This window comes from Leptolyngbya boryana PCC 6306 (genome assembly GCF_000353285.1).
Taxonomy (GTDB): Bacteria; Cyanobacteriota; Cyanobacteriia; order Leptolyngbyales; family Leptolyngbyaceae; genus Leptolyngbya; species Leptolyngbya boryana.
This window is the reverse complement of the sequence record NZ_KB731324.1, coordinates 964,254-986,254: the sequence shown is the minus strand read 5'-3', so window position 1 is coordinate 986,254 and position 22,001 is coordinate 964,254. Positions and strand designations below refer to the sequence as shown.

At 46.5% G+C, this 22,001-nt stretch carries 21 protein-coding genes; 14 read left to right on the top strand and 7 right to left on the bottom strand.

Annotated features, from left to right (window positions below):
• Nucleotides 1-314: 314 nt before the first annotated feature.
• Together LEPBO_RS0104570 and LEPBO_RS0104565 are read left to right on the top strand one after the other, a co-directional pair.
• The gene (locus LEPBO_RS0104570) at nucleotides 315-1,259 is read left to right on the top strand and encodes a ParA family protein (RefSeq protein WP_017286356.1); all 945 of its coding nucleotides are present in this window, start codon (nucleotides 315-317) and stop codon (nucleotides 1,257-1,259) included.
• Between the two features lie 137 nt (nucleotides 1,260-1,396).
• Nucleotides 1,397-2,083, top strand: coding sequence for a hypothetical protein (locus LEPBO_RS0104565; RefSeq protein WP_017286355.1), 687 nt, complete (start codon nucleotides 1,397-1,399; stop codon nucleotides 2,081-2,083).
• Here the strand turns inward: LEPBO_RS0104565 and LEPBO_RS0104560 are convergent.
• Entirely contained in the window at nucleotides 2,070-2,474 is a 405-nt protein-coding gene (locus tag LEPBO_RS0104560) for an NIL domain-containing protein (protein WP_026148420.1), read from the bottom strand. The two genes, LEPBO_RS0104565 and LEPBO_RS0104560, sit on opposite strands and share 14 nt — an antisense overlap.
• Nucleotides 2,475-2,695: 221 nt before the next feature.
• Between LEPBO_RS0104560 and LEPBO_RS36170 the strand changes: the two genes are divergently transcribed.
• Both LEPBO_RS36170 and LEPBO_RS0104550 read left to right on the top strand, forming a co-directional pair.
• Nucleotides 2,696-3,397 (top strand): PTPA-CTERM sorting domain-containing protein, encoded by a 702-nt coding sequence (locus tag LEPBO_RS36170; protein ID WP_017286353.1) that lies wholly within the window; start codon nucleotides 2,696-2,698, stop codon nucleotides 3,395-3,397.
• Nucleotides 3,398-3,531: 134 nt separating this feature from the next.
• Nucleotides 3,532-4,710: a SpoIIE family protein phosphatase gene (locus LEPBO_RS0104550; RefSeq protein ID WP_017286352.1), complete on the top strand. Its 1,179-nt coding sequence runs from the start codon at nucleotides 3,532-3,534 to the stop codon at nucleotides 4,708-4,710.
• Between the two features lie 40 nt (nucleotides 4,711-4,750).
• Here the strand turns inward: LEPBO_RS0104550 and LEPBO_RS0104545 are convergent, their stop codons facing one another.
• A complete protein-coding gene (locus LEPBO_RS0104545; RefSeq protein WP_017286351.1) occupies nucleotides 4,751-5,083 on the bottom strand; it encodes an STAS domain-containing protein in 333 nt (110 codons plus the stop codon).
• Nucleotides 5,084-5,854: 771 nt separating this feature from the next.
• On the opposite strand from LEPBO_RS0104545, the gene LEPBO_RS0104530 reads away from it, so the two are divergent.
• The 3 genes from LEPBO_RS0104530 to leuD are packed head-to-tail and all read left to right on the top strand — an operon-like array spanning nucleotide 5,855 to nucleotide 7,955.
• Entirely contained in the window at nucleotides 5,855-6,841 is a 987-nt protein-coding gene (locus tag LEPBO_RS0104530; protein WP_026148419.1) for an exopolysaccharide biosynthesis polyprenyl glycosylphosphotransferase, read from the top strand.
• 19 nt (nucleotides 6,842-6,860) lie between these two features.
• Nucleotides 6,861-7,328, top strand: coding sequence for an ATP-binding protein (locus LEPBO_RS0104525; RefSeq protein ID WP_017286348.1), 468 nt, complete (start codon nucleotides 6,861-6,863; stop codon nucleotides 7,326-7,328).
• Between the two features lie 24 nt (nucleotides 7,329-7,352).
• Nucleotides 7,353-7,955 (top strand): 3-isopropylmalate dehydratase small subunit, encoded by a 603-nt coding sequence (gene leuD / locus LEPBO_RS0104520; RefSeq protein WP_017286347.1) that lies wholly within the window; start codon nucleotides 7,353-7,355, stop codon nucleotides 7,953-7,955.
• 74 nt (nucleotides 7,956-8,029) lie between these two features.
• Here leuD and LEPBO_RS0104515 read toward each other — a convergent pair whose 3' ends face one another.
• Nucleotides 8,030-9,664, bottom strand: a complete 1,635-nt coding sequence (locus tag LEPBO_RS0104515) for a CTP synthase (protein ID WP_017286346.1) — start codon at nucleotides 9,662-9,664, stop codon at nucleotides 8,030-8,032.
• A 173-nt stretch (nucleotides 9,665-9,837) separates the two neighbouring features.
• Here LEPBO_RS0104515 and LEPBO_RS0104510 point away from each other — a divergent pair, with 173 nt between their 5' ends.
• On the top strand, nucleotides 9,838-11,586 hold the full coding sequence (locus tag LEPBO_RS0104510; RefSeq protein ID WP_026148417.1) for an N-acetylmuramoyl-L-alanine amidase: 1,749 nt from the start codon (nucleotides 9,838-9,840) through the stop codon (nucleotides 11,584-11,586).
• Between the two features lie 66 nt (nucleotides 11,587-11,652).
• The gene (locus LEPBO_RS0104505; protein ID WP_017286344.1) at nucleotides 11,653-12,093 is read left to right on the top strand and encodes a hypothetical protein; all 441 of its coding nucleotides are present in this window, start codon (nucleotides 11,653-11,655) and stop codon (nucleotides 12,091-12,093) included.
• A 165-nt stretch (nucleotides 12,094-12,258) separates the two neighbouring features.
• Here the strand turns inward: LEPBO_RS0104505 and recJ are convergent, their stop codons facing one another.
• The 3 genes from recJ to LEPBO_RS42800 form a co-directional block, all read right to left on the bottom strand.
• A complete protein-coding gene (gene recJ / locus LEPBO_RS0104500; RefSeq protein ID WP_017286343.1) occupies nucleotides 12,259-14,502 on the bottom strand; it encodes a single-stranded-DNA-specific exonuclease RecJ in 2,244 nt (747 codons plus the stop codon).
• A gap of 82 nt (nucleotides 14,503-14,584) precedes the next feature.
• Nucleotides 14,585-16,303, bottom strand: a complete 1,719-nt coding sequence (locus tag LEPBO_RS0104495) for a site-2 protease family protein (RefSeq protein WP_017286342.1) — start codon at nucleotides 16,301-16,303, stop codon at nucleotides 14,585-14,587.
• Between the two features lie 225 nt (nucleotides 16,304-16,528).
• On the bottom strand, nucleotides 16,529-16,690 hold the full coding sequence (locus LEPBO_RS42800) for a hypothetical protein (RefSeq protein ID WP_154660822.1): 162 nt from the start codon (nucleotides 16,688-16,690) through the stop codon (nucleotides 16,529-16,531).
• A gap of 218 nt (nucleotides 16,691-16,908) precedes the next feature.
• Here LEPBO_RS42800 and LEPBO_RS0104480 point away from each other — a divergent pair, with 218 nt between their 5' ends.
• The 3 genes from LEPBO_RS0104480 to LEPBO_RS43595 are packed head-to-tail and all read left to right on the top strand — an operon-like array spanning nucleotide 16,909 to nucleotide 17,705.
• Entirely contained in the window at nucleotides 16,909-17,280 is a 372-nt protein-coding gene (locus tag LEPBO_RS0104480) for a type II toxin-antitoxin system HicB family antitoxin (RefSeq protein ID WP_017286339.1), read from the top strand.
• Nucleotides 17,280-17,417, top strand: a complete 138-nt coding sequence (locus LEPBO_RS43600; RefSeq protein ID WP_017286338.1) for a hypothetical protein — start codon at nucleotides 17,280-17,282, stop codon at nucleotides 17,415-17,417. Before LEPBO_RS0104480 ends, LEPBO_RS43600 begins: the two co-directional genes overlap by 1 nt.
• Before the next feature lie 27 nt (nucleotides 17,418-17,444).
• A complete protein-coding gene (locus LEPBO_RS43595; RefSeq protein WP_017286337.1) occupies nucleotides 17,445-17,705 on the top strand; it encodes a type II toxin-antitoxin system VapC family toxin in 261 nt (86 codons plus the stop codon).
• Nucleotides 17,706-17,722: 17 nt separating this feature from the next.
• On the opposite strand, the gene LEPBO_RS0104470 is transcribed toward LEPBO_RS43595, so the two are convergent.
• Nucleotides 17,723-18,343 (bottom strand): nucleoside phosphorylase-I family protein, encoded by a 621-nt coding sequence (locus LEPBO_RS0104470; protein WP_017286336.1) that lies wholly within the window; start codon nucleotides 18,341-18,343, stop codon nucleotides 17,723-17,725.
• 71 nt (nucleotides 18,344-18,414) lie between these two features.
• Here LEPBO_RS0104470 and LEPBO_RS0104465 point away from each other — a divergent pair, with 71 nt between their 5' ends.
• Both LEPBO_RS0104465 and hpnA read left to right on the top strand, forming a co-directional pair.
• Nucleotides 18,415-21,015: an efflux RND transporter permease subunit gene (locus LEPBO_RS0104465; protein WP_036044390.1), complete on the top strand. Its 2,601-nt coding sequence runs from the start codon at nucleotides 18,415-18,417 to the stop codon at nucleotides 21,013-21,015.
• The gene (gene hpnA / locus LEPBO_RS0104460) at nucleotides 21,012-21,998 is read left to right on the top strand and encodes a hopanoid-associated sugar epimerase (protein ID WP_017286334.1); all 987 of its coding nucleotides are present in this window, start codon (nucleotides 21,012-21,014) and stop codon (nucleotides 21,996-21,998) included. Before LEPBO_RS0104465 ends, hpnA begins: the two co-directional genes overlap by 4 nt.
• Nucleotides 21,999-22,001: the final 3 nt, after the last annotated feature.

Genomic DNA, 22,001 nt, shown 5'->3' with positions numbered 1-22,001 from the left:
CAGCATATCTAACGATTGCAGGAGCGCCTATTCACCATAATGTAGATGTCTGAAGCGTTTACGTTGCCTAGATCACATTCATTGTTGTGATGACCAATACCAGAAAAGTTTACATTCCCGCTGAAATAGGCTAGAGTTCCCGCAATCCGAAATATCATGCGAATTGAGTCTCGCTTAAGCGTAATACTTATCCTTGATCTTTAGCTCTCCCCACGAACTGTTCTAGGGATTTGTGTGTCTGAGGCAACGCAGTACGGTATGATGTGCCGCATGTTTCGGTGGCATTTTTGACAAGCAATTTGCGGGAGGAGAAAATGACTTATACGATCGCAATGACCAACATGAAGGGCGGCGTGGGCAAAACCACGATGTCTGTGAATTTGGCGACTTGTTTAGCAAAGTTTCACCAGAAGCGGGTGTTGCTCGTCGATTTGGATACGCAGATCAGCGCGACCTTGAGTTTGATGACTCCTGCCGATTTTGCCAAGCTACGGAATGATAAGCGTACCTTGAGGCATTTAATTCATCGTGCGATTCTGTCTGATCCGAAACTCCCCCAAATCGTTCCCGATGCCATCCACAAGTATGTGTGTCAAGTAAAAGGGTTTGATCTTTTGCCAGGAGATATTGATCTCTATGATGAGTTTTTAGTCTCTCAAATGTTGCACAAAACGGCCGTGCAGAAAGGTCAAGCAGATTTTGAGCAAGTCTGGAATGAATTTGAAAAGAATCTGATTCGGCAAGTACTAGACCCGATCGCGAAAGATTACGATTTGATCATTCTCGATTGTGCGCCGGGATATAACTTGATTACTCGGAGTGCATTACTCGCGAGTAATTTTTATCTGATTCCAGCCAAGCCAGAACCTCTTTCTCTGATTGGAATTCAACTTCTAGAACGTCGGCTTGCTAAGCTCAAAGAAACTCACAAAACGGATACTGAGCAAGTGGAATTAGAACTGCTCGGCATTGCCTTTTCGCTCTCTGGCAATCTATTGACGAGTCGCTATCACGGACAGGTGATGAAGCGATTGAATGAAGATTTTAGTGAGGCGAAGCTGTTTAAAACGCGAATTCCATCCGATGTTAATGTCTCGAAAGCGATCGATAGTTTTACTCCGGTTGTCCTCAATAATCCAGGAACTTCAGGATCAAGAGCCTTTGCAATGTTAGCTCAAGAATTGCTCCAAAAGCTCTCGCTTCTGACTCGCACAAGTCAGGCAGCGTCGAAAAATCTCTCGTTAGCAGCTTTAGACTAAGCAAACTGGCAAACCGCTAGACAAAGCTTAATTCGTTCAATCGATTTCCTCTAGCTTAGGTGCTCCCACTCAATTCATTGCCGCAGATGTGGGAGCTGAAGCCAGAATTTTATCTTGATTGCTGAGCGAGGTGAGGCATGGGATTACGACTGGAGCAGATTGTACCGTGGGGTCGATCGCTGACTGAATATATTCAGATGTTTGATCTTTCTGAAACCGATCTTCAGAGCAACATTCTAGACTGTGGCGGTGGGCCTGCAAGTTTCAATGCAGAACTGACTCAGCAGGGGCATTCGGTTATTTCCTGTGATCCGATTTATCAATTCTCAGTGGCAGAAATTCAGCAGCGAATCGATGAAACTTATGATGTCGTTCTGAGCAAGGTTGAGGCAACGCGAGACAATTTTATTTGGAAGACGTTTCGATCGCCGAAAGAAATGGGACAGTCTCGGATGAATTCGATGCAGAATTTTCTCCAAGACTTTCCGATTGGATTTCAGCAAGGACGCTATCAAACCTGCGAATTACCGAATCTGCCTTTTGCATCGAAACAGTTTAATTTAGCGTTGTGTTCTCATTTACTGTTTCTATACTCTGACCAGTTGTCACTAGAATTTCATTTAGCCTCTATTTTAGAAATGTGCCGTCTATCTGCTGATGTGAGAGTTTTTCCACTTCTACTGAATATGACGGGTGAAATGTCTCCATTTGTTGATCCCATCATTCAAGCATTGCAAGCTCAAGGCTACTCTGCCACAATTCAGCAAGTGCCTTATGAATTTCAGCGCGGTGGCAATCAAATGCTACGGGTTAGAACGTTGTAGAAATCGCTTGGACTGGACAAGTGGGAATACATTGCTCACAGACGATACAGCGCGATCGTGTAAAGGTCAATCGAAACGTCTGTGGATCGAGCGTTAATGCCTCTGTCGGGCAAACTCCCGTACACAGTCCGCAATGTACACAGATATCTTCATCGATCGTAATTTCGCGACTGGCAAATGAGACGTGAATATCCTGCGATCGCATCCAATCGATCGAGGCATCGAGTTGATCAATATCTCCTGACAATTCGACCACTAATTTACCCACTTGATTCGGCGCAACCTGAGCGCGAATAATATTCGCTGCCACATTGAAATCTTTAGCTAATCGATAGGTCACGGGCATTTGCACAGACCGTTTCGGAAACGTTAGGGTGACTCGTTTTTTCACAGTTCGATCTCCAGGTTGCTTCACTGAAATTATATGAATTTTTTGTAAAGCGCTCCGTACAATCCCGGAATTCCGGCAGAATAATTAAGGCACCGTGTCTACCAACACTTTAACTTTATACAACCTTCACGCTCTGTCTATTTTTTATCCGATTCGATTTCCGAATCTCTTGAGCTTCATCAGGGGCAGCCTATCGTCCACCTCACATGGAGTACGTTGAAATGGCTACCTCGCTTCAGAAAGGCGGATTTGCCCTGTTTCTCACGGCGGCTGCAAGTTTAAGCACGATCGCACCTGCCCATGCCGCGATTGTCACGGTCAATAATTCTGGTAATTGGATCAATGGAACAGATACCCTAGCCAATTTAGGACTCAATCTCGTTTCAATCCCAAATGGTGCAGAGGCCTTTGGAGTTTATTTAGACAAGATCAGTTCACCACTCGGTGACATTGAATTTAGCCCCAGTGTTGTTAAGCGACCCATCGGCCCCAATCAAGCAACAGATTGGCTCACTTGGAGTAATGGCTATCAGGGCGAAGTTTATGCGGCCTATAACACCACAACGCTCAACCTGAAGTTACCCAATCTCATCGCGTTTGATTTTTATGCTGAGCCGAACGTATTGGATTCGTTTACGATTTCTGCGATCGCCCAAAGCGGGGTCGTTTCTGATGTCCTAGCTCAGTCGATCAATGGCAACGCAGGGGCACAGTATTTCGGCTTTTACTCCGATGATCCGCTTGATCCAATTCAGTCGATTCAGATTAGTGCTCCGGAGACAGCAAATGGATTTGCGATCGCACAGATGCGAGGTGCGAGAGCTTCCTCAGCCACGGTTCCTTCTCCCGCTCTCCTTCCTGGAATGATTGTCATGGGCTTAGGGATGTGGCGAAAATATCGGTCAAAATCCGATTTAGGCTAGTACTCGCCGAAAGTATTACTCCAGCCAAAAATATCAGCGGGCGCGCGCATGAATGCAATGTCACATCTCATGCTTAAGTCGAACTAGGTTCGGGCATTCTAGGCATTAAGAGAAGCGCCCCGCTGAGTTTTCATATGTTCCGAATCCTAGTGATTGACGATGATCAATTAATCCGTAAACTTCTAAAAAAACTTCTGCAAAATCAAGGTTATGAAGTCTTTGAGGCAACCAGTGGAGAAGAAGGGTTAACACTCATTTCCTCGATTTGTCCTGCACTGATTCTCTGCAACTGGGATTTACCCGGAATTGATGGGGTTTCAGTCTGTCGAGCCTTAAAAGCTGATCCAAATTGGTCGGATATTTATGTTGTTCTACTCAATGCTCAGCCATCAGCAGAACATCACATTAAAGCTCTCGATCAAGGAGCCAATGATTTTCTCTCAAAGCCGTTCCAGATCAGTGAACTCAGTGCTAGATTACGCGCAGGGCTGCGCGTTTACCAGGCATTTCAAGAACAGCGGAGACTCACTCAAGCATTAAAAGTTCAGCAAGAGCGCTTAGAGTCAGAAATTGCTGAAGCAGCGGACTATGTGCGATCGCTCTTACCCACGCCGATGAATGATAAGGTCATGACGCGATCGCAGTTTCTTCCGTCTCGACAGCTTGGCGGAGACTGCTTTGACTATCATTGGCTCGATGCTGATTTTCTAGCAATGTACTTACTGGATGTCTCTGGACATGGCTTAGGAGCCGCATTGGTGTCTGTGTCGATCCAGAATATTCTCCGCGCTCAAATCTTACCTGGAACTAACTTCTATCAACCCGGATTAGTGCTGACTGCCTTAAACGAAGCTTTTGCTTCCGGGCAGGCAGACAATTGGGACGCTGACACACCGGAGCGCTATTTCACAATCTGGTATGGAGTCTACAACTATTCCAAGCAACTTCTGATGTACGCGAGTGCAGGGCATCCTCCTGCACTGGTGCTGTCTGGGCAATCTCCTCATCATCAAGTACATCGTCTCAGAACACCCGGAACTCCGATCGGGATGTTTCCAGACACTAAGTACAAAACTCAATTCTTCAGAGTAGAGCAAGAAAGTACTCTCTACCTTTTTAGTGATGGCATCTATGAATTCATGCAGCCGAATGGCGAAATCTGGAATCTCAATAGCTTTATTGATGTCGTGAATCAGTGTCACCGCTCAGACTCGATCGATAACTCAGAAGCTATCATTCAGACGGTTCAAGATCTCACAGGAAGCAAAGATTTTGATGATGATTGCTCGTTGCTTCAGATCAAATTGAAGTAACGCAAGAACTCCAAGTTTTTGAAGCCTCTGGAGTTCTATATCAGATTGGGGAATAGTTTGCTTTGGCTTGGTAAAACGCTTCTTGATTGGGAAAAATTTCAAAGAACTGAGCCACATCTGCTAAGTCCAGCAGCATCTTGACCTCTTGTCGAATGGAGCAGAGTGAAACGGTTCCATCTGCTCCATTCACAAGCTTCAGGATACTGACCAGCACTCCCAATCCAGCACTATCCATAAAAGTCACTTGCTCAAAATCGATCAACACCTCGACCGTGCCTGCTTCAATCAGATCAGCGATTTCTTGTCTAAACTGTTTTGCCTGAGTGTGACTCAGAATGCCACTGAGTTGAATAACTTTGACAGGTAAACTCATAATGATGACTAACTCACTGAATAGGTGATGGATCAGATAGGAAAAACCTAGATCATATAGCCCTGATCGCTGAAGAAGCTGCTTATGTAAAATTTCAGATTTTTACTGCCGCGTACGGAGACGGATTTGATTGCGATTCCGTAATTTCAACCTATATCGATCGAGAAAATAGCCACTATCTTTTAGGTGTAAATTCAGAGATCTATTTGAAAACCTTAAAGAATGCTCAAGCTGAGAACCTCGCAATGATGAAAAACACGTTCTCGCCTGCTTCTTGGAACGTTATTAACGTGAGTTTAGTCACGGGATGACTGCTATCTGGATTGCTACTCTATCCTTTGAAAGCTTGGAGTTTACCGATCTCTTGGCGATCGCATTAAACTTTCGATTCCAGAAGGCGATTGATTTAATGGAACTTACGAAGCTAATTTAGACAGAACTTTAAAGGAGTGTGCGATTCCACAAGCATATGGATGATCCCCAAATTGAACTCGCGATCGCGCACGATTTGGGGTCGCACAAGCGAGAGAAATATCTAGAGTGTTATCGATTCGCTCAACACAGGCACTCTGTTATCAGTTGAGTGTCGATTTTCAAACGGTTTCATCTAATCGGGTGCATCGTCGATTTTCTAGATCCGTCGCCTATTCAATGACAGGCATGATTCGATCATCGTTTTTGCGACACGGATGATCGGTTAGCGAGGCAGGATTTCTGGCTTGACTTGCCATGTTGCTGTCCCCTAATCGTCGCCTAATCTCTGAGGTCAATATGGTTCAACAGCGCTCTCCTATTGAATTTGTCGTCACCCAAACAGATAGTACGTATCTGATTAAACTTCCGTCCATGCTCACTGTTGTCGAAGCAGTTGCTTTCCGGACAAAATGTCGGGAATTGATCGAAGCCCATCCAACTGTCACAAAGCTGATTCTTGATTTTGCGCAGACGACTTTCATTGATAGTAGCGCGATCGGTGCTTTAGTGATGTGCCTTAAAGCAACGAAAAGCCGTCAGATTGAGATGGCACTTTGGAGCGTTCGACCTGAGATTTTAGCAATTCTCGCTTTAGCGGATCTCGATCGACAATTTACTATCGAGCCTGGAACTGCTCCTTTAGACCCTGTTCTGATTCAGCCTGCGGTCGAATCGACACATCCATCCATTCAGTCTCGTACCAAACGACTTATTGATATTGCTGGAGCATTAGTTGGGCTGACCATTACAGCGCTTGTGTTTGTGCCGATTGCGATCGCGATTAAGCTAGATAGTCCGGGTTCGGTTTTATTTTCTCAAACTCGCTGTGGACATTTGGGACGGCACTTTCGCGTTTGGAAGTTTCGTTCAATGGTCACTGACGCAGAACAATTAAAATCTCAAGTTCAAAATGAGAATGAAGGCGCATTTTTCAAGAATGCGAAAGATCCGAGAATTACTAAGGTCGGACAGTTTTTGCGAAAAACAAGCTTAGATGAGCTACCGCAGTTCTGGAATGTGTTGCGGGGTGAAATGAGTCTAGTAGGGACTCGTCCACCCTTACCCGAAGAGGTTGAGCGGTATGAAATTCCAAATTGGCAGCGCCTTGATGTGAAACCGGGAATTACAGGTGAGTGGCAGGTGCATGGTCGATCGCAGATCCGCAACTTTGAGGAGGTAATTCAGCTTGATCTACGCTATCAGCAACGCTGGAGCTTGAAATATGATTTACAACTGATCTTGAAAACAGTAGCTGTTCTACTAAAGAAAGGCAGTGCATTTTAATCTTGAACAGGTATCAGCTATGACGCATTTAAAGACGATGGGGGGTGCGATTTACTTTGATCGATTGATGATGCAAAGCGATTTAACTGCGATTGCTCAAATTCTCCGCTGGTTTGAACAATTCCGACGACCGCCGCTTTCTCAAGCAGCTTGGCTGCAAGGTCAGATTGCTTTAGTTGAAGGCTTTACGAATGCGGTGCGTCATGCCCATACTGCTCTGCCGCTCCATACGCTCATTCAACTAGAAGCCGGGTTGTATCCGGATCACTTGGAGATTCGGATTTGGGATCAAGGTTCACCATTTGATCTAGAAGACCTGCTCGATCAAGTTGAACAAGAGTATCCGAATCCTTTAGAGCATAGCGAGCATTGGGGCGGGACTTTGTTCAAGAAGCTGCGCGATCAGCATCAATGGGAGATTGAATACCACTGCGTCCGAGAAAGAGTGAACTGTCTCTGCTTAGTCAAAAAATGCGACAATAGCTAGGATTCGTTGCAAGGTTAAGACAGTATGGTGAGCGAAGTTAGAACGATCGCAGGTGGCGGTATTCCATTGGTAGGCAATGATATTGATACCGATCGCATTATTCCGGCTCGTTTTTTGCGCTGTGTGACGTTTGATGGATTGGGAGCGCAAGTTTTTGCGGACGATCGTAAACAGTTAAATGGTCAGCACCCGTTTGATTTGCCGCAATATCAAGGTGCAAAAGTTTTAGTGGTCAATGGCAATTTCGGTTGCGGATCGAGCCGAGAACATGCTCCCCAAGCGATCGCAAAGTGGGGAATTAGCGCGATCGTGGGTGAGAGCTTTGCCGAAATCTTTTTTGGCAATTGCGTCGCGATCGGGATTCCTTGTGTGACGGCTGAGCCGAGTGTCACTAGCCAGCTTCAAGCCTTGTTAGCAGAGAATCCACAGCTTCAGGTGACGGTAGATTTGGATCAGATGCAGGTGCGATGCGGTGAGTTTACAGGCGCGATTTCGATGCCAGAAGGAGCACGACAAATGCTGACTTGTGGAACTTGGGATGCGTGTGGGCAGTTAGTCGCACAGGCAGAACAGATTCGGGCAACAGCGGCAAATTTGCCTTATGTCGCTTGGGGACAGGCGAGCTAGCAGAAGATAAGATTTAGCCTAACGAATCGGGTTCGTTAGGCTAATCGTCAAGGGTTAAACGTGTAAAAGGCGCTCTACGCCTCAATTGCAACTTTATTCTGCGAGAGTTCAGTTTCTCGGCTGAGTGCCGCTTGCACAAATCCCTTAAACAACGGATGAGGGCTACTTGGACGAGATTGAAACTCTGGATGGAACTGCGTGGCAATAAAGAATGGATGCCCTGGAAGCTCAATGATCTCAACCAATCGACCATCCGGCGAAGTTCCACTCACCACATAACCAGACTCTAAAAATAGATTCCGGTACGCATTGTTAAATTCATAGCGATGCCGATGCCGTTCGTAGATCACTTCTTCTCCATACAGCGCCAACGTGAGCGTATTCGGAGTCAAACGACAGGGATACAGCCCTAACCGCATGGTTCCACCCAAATCGACTACATCTTGCTGCTCAGGCAGTAAGTTAATGACGGCGTTCTTCGCCTCTGGAACAAACTCTGCACTATGAGCATTTTCCAAACGAGCTACATTTCGCGCCCATTCGATCACCGAACATTGCATTCCTAGACACAAGCCTAAGAACGGAATCTGATGCTCACGGGCATACGCGATCGCGGCAATTTTTCCATCGACCCCGCGAATTCCAAATCCGCCGGGAACCACGATGCCATCGACATCCGCGAGATAGTGTGCGGCTCCTTTTTCTTCGATTTCTTCTGAATTGATCCAGCGAAGATTCAGCGCGCTTCCGGTCGCAATTCCAGCATGTTTGAGGGCTTCGACAACCGAGAGATACGCATCTGATAAGCGCACATATTTCCCAACGATCGCAATTTCCAGCGTTTGAGTTGGTTGATACAGCCGCTCAACGAGGGTCTGCCATTGGCTGAGATTGGGCTGACGCTGTTCGAGGTTGAGTAAATCGATCGCTTGAGTTGCGAGTCCTTCTTTTTCCAATCGCAGCGGCACTTCATAAATGCTGCGCGCATCCTGACACGTAATCACGCATTCGACAGGGACATCACAGAATTCTGACATTTTCTCTTTCATGCCAGATGGTACTGCGCGATCGCTGCGGCAAACCAGAATATCGGGCTGAATCCCAATCGATCGCAGTTCTTTGACCGAATGCTGAGTCGGCTTCGTCTTCATTTCACCCGCAGCCGGAATCCAAGGGATCAGCGTGACGTGCATATACATGACGTTTTGCCGTCCTACTTCTTTACGAAACTGGCGAATCGCTTCTAAGAACGGCAGCGATTCAATGTCCCCAACCGTTCCGCCAATTTCAGTGATCACAACATCAGGATTCGTATTTTGAGCGACTCTGAGAATTCGCTCTTTGATCTCATTCGTGATATGGGGAATCACCTGCACCGTGCCACCGTTGTAGTCGCCTCGACGCTCTTTATTAATCACTGCTTGATAAATCGATCCCGTTGTCACGCTATTGAGCCGTGACATTGAGGTATCGGTAAACCGCTCATAGTGACCCAAATCGAGATCCGTTTCTGCGCCATCTTCGGTCACAAATACTTCGCCGTGCTGAAACGGACTCATTGTCCCAGGGTCAACATTGATATAGGGATCAAGCTTGAGAATCGACACTGAGTAATCCCGCGACTTGAGTAATCGTCCGAGACTCGCGGCTACAATCCCTTTCCCAATGCTAGAAACAACGCCACCCGTAACGAATACAAATTTCGTCATAATGCTCTGTGCCGATATCTACCAAAACTTATCCGGTCTATTCTGCCACAACTGCGATCGCCCAGGGGGAGAATATCCGGAGTTTCTCAAGGAATTCGGCAACTGTGAGCTAAACTCTCACGTCAACGAAGGCGGGATGTGATACGGTATGCCTTATTTCGGTTCCAGCAGCAATGAAGCGATTTCTCAGCGCGTTAATGTTAGCCGTCTTGACTGTGATTTTGACGATTTCGATCGCTTGGTCAAAGCCTGCCTTAACTGTGGTGTATCCACCGGGCGAACATGAAACGATCGCAAAACAAATCTTTCTCATCGGTTCGGCTCCCCCTCAAGGAGAAGTGCTTGTCAATGGCAAACGCATTCAGCGTAGTCGTGGAGGACATTTTGCGCCCAGTTTCCCTCTGCAAATGGGCGAGAATCAGTTCTCGGTTCGCTATGGGGAAGAGGAACTTAAAATTAAAGTCACGCGCAAATCGAATCAGCCACCTGCTCCAGTTGGACAATCGTTTGCAGAAGGTTCGCTGACTCCTACGGTCGATGTAGCTCGACTGCCGGGAGAAGCGATTTGTCTCAGCGCGATCGCACCTCCCAATTCGATCGTCAATGTCAAAGTTGCAGATCAGATGTTGCCGTTGGTAGCGCAAAGTGCGATCGCAACATTGCCTGCCAATTCGGGCGTGTTGACCGGGTTAACTGAACCGACCCCAACGCAATCGACTCAGTATGCAGGCTGTGTGACTCCGAAAACGAGCGGAGATTTAGGAAAAGTCACTTATCTGTTGGGAAATGTGAGTCAAGAAGCGCCTGGAAAAATTTCGATCCTCGATCCGGCTCGATTAGAAATCGCAGAAGTAACCGCTGAGCAAGGAACTGCAAGAACCGGAGCCAGTACAGATTTTTCTCGCTTAACGCCCTTGCCGAGAGGAACAAGAGCAACAATTACCGCGCGCGAAGGCGATTGGTTGCGATTGGAGTATGGGGGATGGATTCGATCGAGCGATGTCAAAATCATTCCGGGAGCCACTCCAGTACGATCGCTGATTCGTGGCATCACATCTCGCACTGTGAAAGATTGGACAGAAGTCCGTTTTCCGCTGCAAATTCCTGTACCGATTACGGTTGCTCAAGATCAAAATCGGTTCATTCTGACGCTTTACAACACAACAGCGCAAACCGATACGATTCGATTAAGTACTGATCCCGCGATCGCTCGATTAGATTGGCAACAAGTTGCACCTGAAAAGATCGAATATCGCTTCAATCTCAAATCGAATCAACAGTGGGGTTATAAATTGCGATATGAAGGCACAACATTAGTGTTATCGCTGAAGCACCCGCCACGAATGCGGAAGAATTCGTTGTCTGGTATGAAAATTCTTCTTGATCCAGGACATGGTGGCAGCGAAGATTTAGGTTCAAGAGGGGGAACCGGATATCCAGAGAAAGAAGTTGCCTTAATCACCAGCAAATTGCTGCGCGAGGAATTAGTCAAGCGAGGTGCAAGAGTCGTGATGACTCGTGAGGCAGATATTGATCTCGATTTAGCTCCGCGAGTGAAGCAAATCAATGAGACTGAACCAACGATCGCGCTTTCGATTCATTACAATGCGCTGCCAGATGATGGTGATGCCATCAATACAAAAGGCGTTGCTACCTTCTGGTATCAGCCTCAGGCTCATGATTTAGCCGTATTCTTGCATGACTATCTAGTGAAAAAGCTCGATCGACCTTCTTATGGTGTGTACTGGAACAATCTTGCTCTGACTCGCCCCACCGTCGCGCCGACTGTGCTTTTAGAACTGGGATTTATGATTAATCCCGATGAATTTGAGTGGATCACGAACCCCGTAGAACAAAAGAGACTTGCAGCGACCCTGGCAGATGGAGTAACAGAATGGTTTGCTCAAAGCCAATTGCAGTGATTTTTGTCAAACTGAAGATGAATGATCTACCCTAGATTCACGTGATATTTCTAACCAAGTGTAAGGATGTTGACTAAGCGGGCTGGTTTAATCTTAATTGCCTTGATGAGTTTGCCGATCGTGATATTGGGGGCAGAAAAACTGGAATCGCGCAGACCCAGTGTTGCTTCTGGTTGCCCAGATTGGGTGCTATCGCAAACTGAAACTTCAGAGAATTTGATTCATCCAGAAAAAGTTGTGGTTGAACCTTGGCAGGGGCGACACAATGTTTTTGCCACTTTCAAAATTCCTGAGGGCTACGAAGCGAACCAGTTTTTTGTTGTCACGCTCAAGGGTTCAAATCCTTATTGTGGGACTGTGACCCGATCGACTCCGACCTCCAAAGGCGATCGCAAAGTTTTCGGGCTATTTAGAACTCGAACAACGTTATGGGTCATCTCAAAAGGGCAGTTAAATCAGTTAGAGGAGCCGAGTAACTGGAAGTTAGCGATATTTAAACCTTCCTAAGAAGATGTTTGAAACGTATCGTTCATCGCATTCACCCGCCCCTAGATTTCCAATCCGGGGCGAGCTAGAACGGAGCGAGGAAACGGTTGATACCTTTGAAACATCCTCTAACTTCTGTGCTACCTGGCGCAGCGGCAGCATCTAGTTCTCGATTCGCGATCTTCACTAATTGACTACGATCGCTTGAATCGTAGTCAATGGAACTTGGGCAAAGTACTGTCGATAGAATTGTTCTTCTCGAATCGCAGCGAAAAAAGGTTCAAGCATCAGATTAGAAGCTGCCTGTTCCTTGAAGCTGAAGCTGAAGCCCTGATCTGAATACGTGACATGAAAGCCAAGTGATTCTAAGGTTTGAATTCCAGCTTTTAATGCAATATCACCAATCATCAATCGATCGTACAATTGCTGCCGAGTCGCAGTCTTTCCGGTGCGACTGAGATATTTTGCAATGCCCACGAAGGTTTGCCAGATCTCAGCAGCAGGAAGCAAGGTTGGGGGAGGATAGGCGATCGCTAAAGGGCATTGTTCAGTCAACGCTCGTCTGTACCAGATTTTTAATTCATTCCAACTAGTCGGAACAGTTTTTAGCTCAATTGCTTTTTCTTCAGTGCGTTGAGTTCTCCAATCTAAAAGCCATTGCGTTTGAGCCGGTTTGATTTCTTCGCACGATCGCACTGCAACTAATCGAACTTCGTATCGCTTGCGAAAAGTATTGTTCTCAAGTTCCACAATGGCATCACAGCGTCCGGTTGGAAGTTCATAGGCATAATGCCCCCACCATATGCCCGGAAAGCCTTGTGCGGCTGATTCATCGCAAATCATAAACGGGGTGCGAATGTATTCAACTTTGCGTCCGTAGAGGTCTTGAATTTTGGTATTTCTACCCGCTTGAAACCAGCAGTTTTGAATCAATAATTTTGGAATTGGATTCCCCATTCCGCAAGGTTCAATCAATCGCAGTTCTTTGTAGAGTTCGAGATTGAGTTCGCTCACCGTGACGCAAAGATCCGCTTGAATCGTTGGAGTAGGGGGATCACTTTGTTGGAGTAATCGCTGATTGATTGCTTGGGCAAATAGAGGGAGATTGTCGATCGCTAAACTCAATCCGGCGGCAAATGGATGCCCACCAAAGCGATGTAAGAGATGAGCCTGATCTTTGACGAGTTGATAGAGATCGATTTGATTTGTCGATCGAGCCGAGCCACGAGCAAATTCCTCATCTACTGTTAGTAAAATCGTTGGTTTGCCATATTCTTGAGCAATCTGACCTGCAACTAATCCCAGAACCCCGCCACTCCATTGTTCATCCCACAGCACAATCACACCCGTCGTTGAGAGATCCAGTTGTGCGAGTTTTGCTTTTGCTTGCTGTAAGACATCTTTTTGCAGAGCTTTGCGGCGAGTGTTTGCCAGTTCTGTTTCGTCCGCTAGCTCTTTACAGCGTTGGACATCTTGGCTCGTTAATAGCTCGACACAGAAGTGTGCATCGCCTTGAATCCGGCTGACTGCATTGATTCGAGGCCCTAATCCAAAAGAAATATCAGTGGGTCGATCGCCCGATCGCTTACAGAGTTCTAACAATCTCGTAATGCCTGGACGAGTTGCTGCTTTGGTGGATTGTTTCTGAAGCTGCTCGATGCCTTTTTGCGCGAGATAACGGCAATCGCCTTTGAGTTCGACTAAATCTGCAATCAAGCCGATCGCGACTAAATCGAGTAAATTCTCAATCGGCTTTTCTGGCACATCCGGCAAAGCCTCATACATCGCTTCAACGAGCTTATACGCCACTGCAACGCCAGACAATGAAGCAAAGGGATGGTCTTTTTCGAGCGATCGCGGATTGACGATCGCAATCACAGGCGGACGGGATTCTGGCAATGTGTGATGATCAGTCACGATTACATCAATGCCTAGGCTCTGAGCATATTGAATCTCATCTAAATTTGTACTGCCCGTATCGCACGTCACGATGACCTGAACATGCTGGAGTTGGTCAATTCCGGTCTTAGAGAGTCCATGCGATTCAGTAAAGCGATTGGGAATGTAGTAAAACAGCTTTTGATTCTGGGGAAAGAACTGTCCTAATCCGTCCCACAGTACCGCTGTTGAAGTTACTCCATCTGCATCAAAATCGCCCCAAATTGCGATCGCTTCTTCTCGTTCGATCGCTTGAACTAATCGCTGCACTGCCCACTGCATTTCTTGCCCAAACTCAACCGAACTCATGGGCTGATAATGGGCGGCATTTAGAAATCCGGCTAATTGTTCGATATCTCGAATGCCTCGCTGCCAGAGCAATTGCGGCAAGTAGCGTCCCTCAATTCCTGGAGCCTGCTGCTTCACAGCCTGAACGAATACGTCTGGAATCTCAGCTTGATGAATTTGCCATTGAGGAACGGGATCGGGCATGAGTTATGAGGTAAAGAGATACATGAATACTATAAGATTTTTTATCCAAATTCGGAAGATTTGTTAGCGATCGCAAAAGCATTTAAGTTGCTTTTTGAAGTAACGAATGTAGCCAGTCATTTTCGGCGATCGCGCCTTGAAGCACAGAGCGATCGCGTTGAATACTAGCCAACCCTTGTTCAGCCTTGAGTCGAGCAGATGCTTTTTCACCCTGTGCCAAAAGTAGCGCTGCTTCTGCTCTTAGCAACGTGTAGGGTTCAACAAGCACTGTCTCCTGAATCTTCTCAAACCATTGACGAGCATGGTCAACCCGATGACGAATATGAGCTTCAAAGTAAGTACCTTCTATCAGCAAAGATGCACGAAAAAGCTCAGGATAATACAAATGCATATCAAGGGCTTGATCGAGATAATTGCCAGCTTGTTCATATCCTCCCTGATCTAATGCAACATAATACCCGATTAACAACCCTGAAATATGTTCCACTGATTTGTCAGGCATCGCTAGTACCCACCTAACCAAATCAGGATCAATATCTCGCGGACGAATTCCTTGTCTTAGCCTAGCACTCACACCATAAAGCGCAGCGAATCTCTGACCCTGGGAATTATTTTGAATCAGATTCAACATAATCCGTCCATCTGTATTCCAGTAGCCGAACTTCAAAGGAATCGCATTCAAAATTGCAGCGTGTAAGCTTAGAACAGAAATAAAGGTGATACATCGAATCGTGTCATTATCGCTTACTAACTTTGGAAACAATAATATAGGAAGTGCTCCTACAAAAAATAATAGGAAAGAAGCGACAGGTCCTCCTAATATCATCATGAATAATCGTCTATCCAAGGATTCTAGAGATTTAGAGACAGGAAGTACAAACCCGCCTGCAACTCGACGACGCATTCGACGCAACTTAAAGCCTTTGTTCTGACGGACTAAGATCCATCGACCAACTGCAAAGTACTTGAGATCAAACCCATTTGACAAGGCAAAGAGCAAATGCCCCAATTCATGCACCAAGATTGAGAGAAAGCTATAAACATAAAGAATGATAAGCCCAAGCCAAACAGGAATTAATCTATTACTGGTAGGGGAAATAGACAAAATAACATGCAGCCAAATTCCAAATAGTACAGCCAAGAGAAGAAACGAGAAGACTTGGAATCTCCAAACACTGAAGTTTGGAGGCGTGTCAAGGTTAGACTGTCGTTGGTTTCTCAGCGATTGGGGCGATTGTCGAATGAGGCGACGTAACTCCATTCCACTCATCAAACCATAAACGAATCCTCCGCAGAGTCCTCCAAGTAAAATAGAGATTCCAAGATAGTTTGGTAGAATGCGTGCTACTCCAAACCCCCCGCCAACCAACCCGCTCATCGTCACAAATATCGCATTATTGACTATCCATGCTGATGTCTTCTGTAATTTCTGTCGTAAAACTAGCCATTGACCGCAGCTCAGGAGTAATGGATAGATGAAAAAAACTAAAGGTGCCAGGGAGAGCGCGACCGGGAGGATGAGCAGCAAGGACAATAAAGGAGATAGCACAACAACCCAAATCCACAGTGATGAGATGGGAATGATCTGGCGCAAGACAAGCCATTGAGGTAAACCAACCCAGATTCCAAAAGACAAATAGGCAAGCACACCATAGCTCTTGTAGTCTTGGACTGAGAACAGATCAGCGAACAGAATAGGCAGTGCTAGACCAATTCCATGTCCTAAACTATTAACAAAAATCCATTGCATCCAGAAACTCTGTTTTGAGGTGGGTTCTGTTTGGCTAGAAGATTGAGACATAGGGTGCTCGCTTGTACTAGAAGAGAATTTCAAGAAGCTCAAATGACAGTACGTATTGCTGATAAGCGAATTGCGATACTGCTTACCGCTTCTTTAATTATTGACACTGTGCTAGAACGATGTGACACTGTGCTCTTGCCTCTATAGAGCCAAAGCGATAGTCGTTGGTTTCACGCTAATTTCAGACGCTGCATTTGAAGGTGCTTTAGAAAAACTCGATCGCACTTAACCGCCATTTCGCATCATCCAAACGAAGAAGCTGAGAATTTGCCCAACCGGAGGAAGCAGATAAACGAAAAGGTCGATCGTCACAGTTTGCTGTTCAAGCTTAAGAAACGGCCACTGAAGCCCATGACTCACCGAGGCTTGAATTCGCTGACAACTCATCTCAGAACGCTGAACCCAATTCAAGATCACTCAACTCCGCCGCAACTTGTCGCAATCGCTTCAATCCCGTCAGCGACCCCCAAATCAATCGACTCGCTGCGATCGGCTTTTTTACCATTCATCGTCTAAGCCATCAATACTACTTTGAGTTTTCCATCGTCGATCGCAGTAAACCCATGCCGTCAGCTAAAATCAAACTATGGAATTTGAACTGCTCTATGAATCTACATGTCACTTCCCAATCTTCATCTGACATCACCCTGCACATTCTATTAGAGCAGCAAGCAAATGGTCATTTTTGGGCAACTGTGCCGACTTTGCCGAATTGCTCAGTCGAGCGAGCAACTAAAGAAGAAGCAATGGAAGCCATTCAGCAACTTCTGTTAGAGAGCTTATCCACAGTTGAAGTTCTTCCTGTACAAGTGTCAGACCGTACAAATATCTCATCTACTTCAGCACCCTCCTGGAAACCCTTCCTAGGCCTGTTCAAAGACGATCCTTATTTTGCAGAAATTGCAGATGAGCTTTGGGCAAAGCGCCAAGTTGAGAACGACGATGAAATTGAGATCGATTGGATTGAGCCGAACTGATGAGTCGATGGATTTTAGATACTGAACACGTTTCACTCGCTTTGCAAGAACACCCACTGATCACAGGACGCATTCAGCAATACGATACAGCAGTCGTTACAACTGTCATCACTGCTCAAGAACTTTTTAATGGATGAGTTGTGCGAATAAACGACCCAAACTATATGAAAGAAATGGTTCAGTTGTATGAGCGATTTTCACAGACGTTGAATTTTTTGAAAGGGATTCAGATTCTTAGCTTTGATCAAGCAGCATATTCTGAGTATAAGCAACTTGTTCTCAATCCATCCCTTCGTAAAAAGCGCCTTCAGCAAGACCTGAAAATTGCAGCAGTCGCACTCTCAACGGATGCGATCGTGGTGACTCGAAATCAACGAGACTTCTCGTTAGTGCCCAATTTACGCTTTGAAGATTGGACGATTTGATTTCTGAATTGCCCTTTTCACATCGGCAATTCAGCCGCAATTTGCCGCAATCGCTTCAATGCCGCCAGCGATCCCCGAATCAATCGACTCGCCGCGATCGGCTTTTTCACCATTGCCCTTGCCATCCGCAATCCTTGAATCTTGCCATCGACGATCGCATCACTCAGATCGGGCATATCAAATTGCAAATCATCACTGACCACTCGCAACATCGCAACTGAATATCGCTGTGCGATCGCGAATCCTTCCATATCCACCACATCCGCCTGATACTTCTCGCCTAACGCTCGCTTTTCTGCCACAGAGCAAATTACACGATCGCTGATGAATCCCCGCACAGAGGCAACTCTAAAATGATTTTGCAGTCGTTGGGTCAGTGAGCGATCGCACGCAATCTCTTCTCCTGAGAAGTTGACACAAGAATGATAAAGTGCCAGTTCGCCAATTCCAACTTGAGAGGATAAACTGCCACATAAACCCATGACGAGGAGTGCCGCATGATCTGGAATCAAAGTGCGATCGAGAAAATCAGCAACCGCAATTCCAGCCGGGATTGCAACAACTTGAATCGCATCGCTTGCGCCTTGAGACACAGCCTGATATTCAGCACCTTGGGGGACGAGAATCACCGGAACCATTGAAAAACTGGATGAATTTACTCAAGCAACCTTAACATCCCCTCAACGTTCTTTTTAGCCTTACCTAGTTTATGAATTTGCCCAAACCGACTTCACGGGAGCGTTTCAACATTTCCCGGATCGCGATAGCGATGCCGTGGTTAAGCATCTCCTTCTGGCTGACCATCACAGTCGCCGGATTTTTTGCCCTGAGTTCATTAAAATATGCGCTCTTTCCTGACATCACCTTTCCCGTCGTTGTGGTCAGTGCAGAAGCTCCATTAACGGCAACTTCCGAAACCGAGCGGCAAGTCACACAACAGATCGAACAAGCCATGCAATCGCTGAAAGGCGTGAATGACCTGCGATCTTCAACGTTTCCCAATCAAACGGCTGTCAGCTTATCGTTTGAAGTGGGGACGAGTTTAGACCAAGCGCGTCAAACGGTTGAAGAAACGATGAAATCGGTAACGCTGCCGAAAGAAACTCAATTCAAAGTCATCGCCTTGAATTTGAATGAAACCGCAGCGATCAGCTATGCGATCGAAAGCGATTCGCGAAATCTCCAAGACCTGACTCAACTGACAACCAGCCAGATCGTTCCGCCCTTAGAAAAAATCGCGGGTGTGCTGAAAGTAAATACGCTCGGTGCAGGCGGCAACGAACGTGGAGCAACCTTGACGCGATTTAACGGCAAAGATGCGATCGCGATTCAAGTGGTGAAACGCGGAGATGCAAACACACTCGAAGTCGTAAACACAGTTGAGCAAGAGATTGACACACTGCGAAAAAATCTCAGCAATGTGAAAATTACACTAGCGTCCACGCAAGCTGAATACATTCAGAACGCAACCCATTCAACGATCGAGGCATTGATTGAAGCGATCGCCTTATCGGTGATTGTGATCTATCCATTTCTTCGGAGTTGGCAGGCAACCTTAATTTCAGCCCTTGCCATTCCGATTTCGCTTCTCGGCACTGCGATCGTGATGGCATTTTTTGGATTTAATCTCGAAACCATCACCCTGCTGGCATTGGCGCTTGTGATTGGAAGTGTCGTCGATGATGCGATCGTCGATGTCGAAAACATCAGCCGACATATCGAAGAGGGGGAATCTCCCAGACAAGCAGCCCTCAAAGCAACCAGTGAAGTCGGTTTAACTGTAACCGCTGCCACGTTTACAGCCGTCGCCGTGTTCCTGCCGATTGGATTCATGGAAGGCGTGATTGGGCAGTTCTTTAAACCCTTCGGAATCACAGTTTCAGCCGCGATGATCATGTCGCTGTTAGTCGCACGGACATTATCGCCTGTGATGTCGATTTACATGCTGAGAAAATCAAATCGCCCCAGTTCGGGACGGTTTGACAGAGTTGGGTTTTGGTTTACTGATAACTACCGCAAATTACTCCAGTGGTCATTACGCCATCGAGCGATCGTCGTGGGGATTGCGCTTGCCAGTTTTGCAGCAGGGATTGCCATCATTCCGATGATTCCGCAAGGATTTATTCCGAAGCTCGATCGCGGAGAATTTAACGTTCGATACACGGCTCCCTTACCGAAAATCCCATCTCAAGAAGAGATTGCAGCAACCTTAGCAGCAGGCGGACAGATTCCCCAAATTAATCCATTGCAAGATTCGCTCAATGTTGCAAAACAGCTTGAAGACTCCGTGAGAACTGCTCCTGAGGTTCAAACTGTATTTACAACCGTGGGATCGCGTGAAGGCGAACCGAATAAAGGCTTGATCTACGTCAAGCTAAAACCCGGACACTCTACGCCAACCGCGACGCTTCAGGATCAACTGCGATCGCGCTTGCCGGAAATCTCCGGAGTAACTACCAGCGTTGAAGACATTCCCTTTGTCGAAGCAGGCAGCCAGAAGCCACTGCAAGCCTCTCTTAAAGGGGAAGATTTAGCAACGCTAGAGAAAGCTGGAAACGACTTGAAAAATCGCGTACAGACCATTCCAGGCATTGCAGATGTGACGCTCAGCGGGAGTAGCAATCGCAACGGCATTCAGCAGATCGACAGACGCGATGGACAGCGAGTCGTTTATGTCAGTGCAAACTTGGGTAAAGGTCTATCCTTGGGTGATGCAACCGAAAAATTAGTCAATGAATCTAAAACTGTTTTACCTGCAAATGTCACACTCGACTTAGGGGGAGATTCGGCAAGTAGTCGTGAGATCTTTAACAGTTTTGGTAGAACGTTGGGACTCTCAGCACTCTGTATTGCAGTTGTTCTCGTATTACTGTTCAAAAGCTTGATCGACCCAATCGTCGTTACGCTTTCTCTGCCACTCGCACTCGTTGGCGCAATGCTCGCGCTGCTCATCACTCAAAGCGATTTCGGCATGATCTCGCTGATTGGCTTTGTGTTTCTGCTCGGCATCACGAATAAAAATGCCATCTTGATCGTCGATTACATCAATCAATTGCGGCGACAAGGACTCGATCGCAGTAGTGCAATTCTCGAAGCTGGTCCGATTCGACTGCGACCGATCATGATGACAACTGCATCAACGATTTTAGGTATGGTTCCGATCGCGCTTGGACTTGGTGCCGGATCAGAACTCCGCTCTCCCATGGCAGTTGCGATCGCGGGTGGCTTAGTTACATCCACATTACTCAGTTTGTTCGTTGTACCCGTCGTGTACACTCTGCTCGATGATCTCAAACCTAAAAAACGATGAAAGCATTTGTCACTGGAGGCACAGGCTTTGTCGGCGCAAATCTTGTCCGATTACTGCTGCAACAAGGCTATGAGGTCAAAGCACTTGCCCGCTCAAATGCCCGGTTGGATAACCTCAACGGGTTGGAAATTGAACTCATCTCAGGAGACTTGAACGATCCAGATTTAGCTCGATCGATGCAAGGCTGCGATTGTTTATTTCATGTCGCAGCGCATTACTCCCTGTGGCAACGCGATCGCGATTTGCTTTATCAAAGTAATGTCCTGGGCACGCGCAATGTCCTAGCTGCCGCAAAAGCAGCAGGAATTGGGCGATCGGTTTATACCAGTTCTGTCGCCGCGATCGGTATTGATCCCAGTGGTCAACCGACGACCGAACAGTATCAATCTCCGGTCGAGAAACTGATTGGAGAGTACAAACAATCGAAGTATTGGGCAGAACAAGAAGCCGTCAAAGCAGCACAATTGGGTCAAGATGTTGTGATTGTGAATCCTAGTACACCGATCGGGGCGTATGACATCAAACCAACTCCAACAGGCGACATTGTGGTGCGATTTTTAGAACGGCGAATGCCAACTTATGTCGAAACAGGACTCAACTTTGTGCATGTGCAAGATGTCGCTTGGGGGCATTTGCTCGCCTTGCAGAAAGGCAAATCCGGAGAACGGTATATTCTCGGCAATCAAAATCTGAGTTTGAAACAATTGCTTGATGAATTAAGTCAGATTACCGGACTGAGTGCCCCGGCTCGATCGATTCCGGTCTGGATTCCGCTGTCTGTCGCCTGGATTGACGAAACGATTCTCACGAAATTTGGGAAAAAACCTTCAATTCCAGTCGATGGAGTGAGAATGTCCAAACAGCCAATGTACTACGATGCAAGTAAAGCAATTCGTGAATTGGGGCTTCCCCAAACGCCCATTCACATCGCTTTGAAAGATGCCGTAGACTGGTTTCAAGAGAATTTAATTCAAACCGAGTGAGGA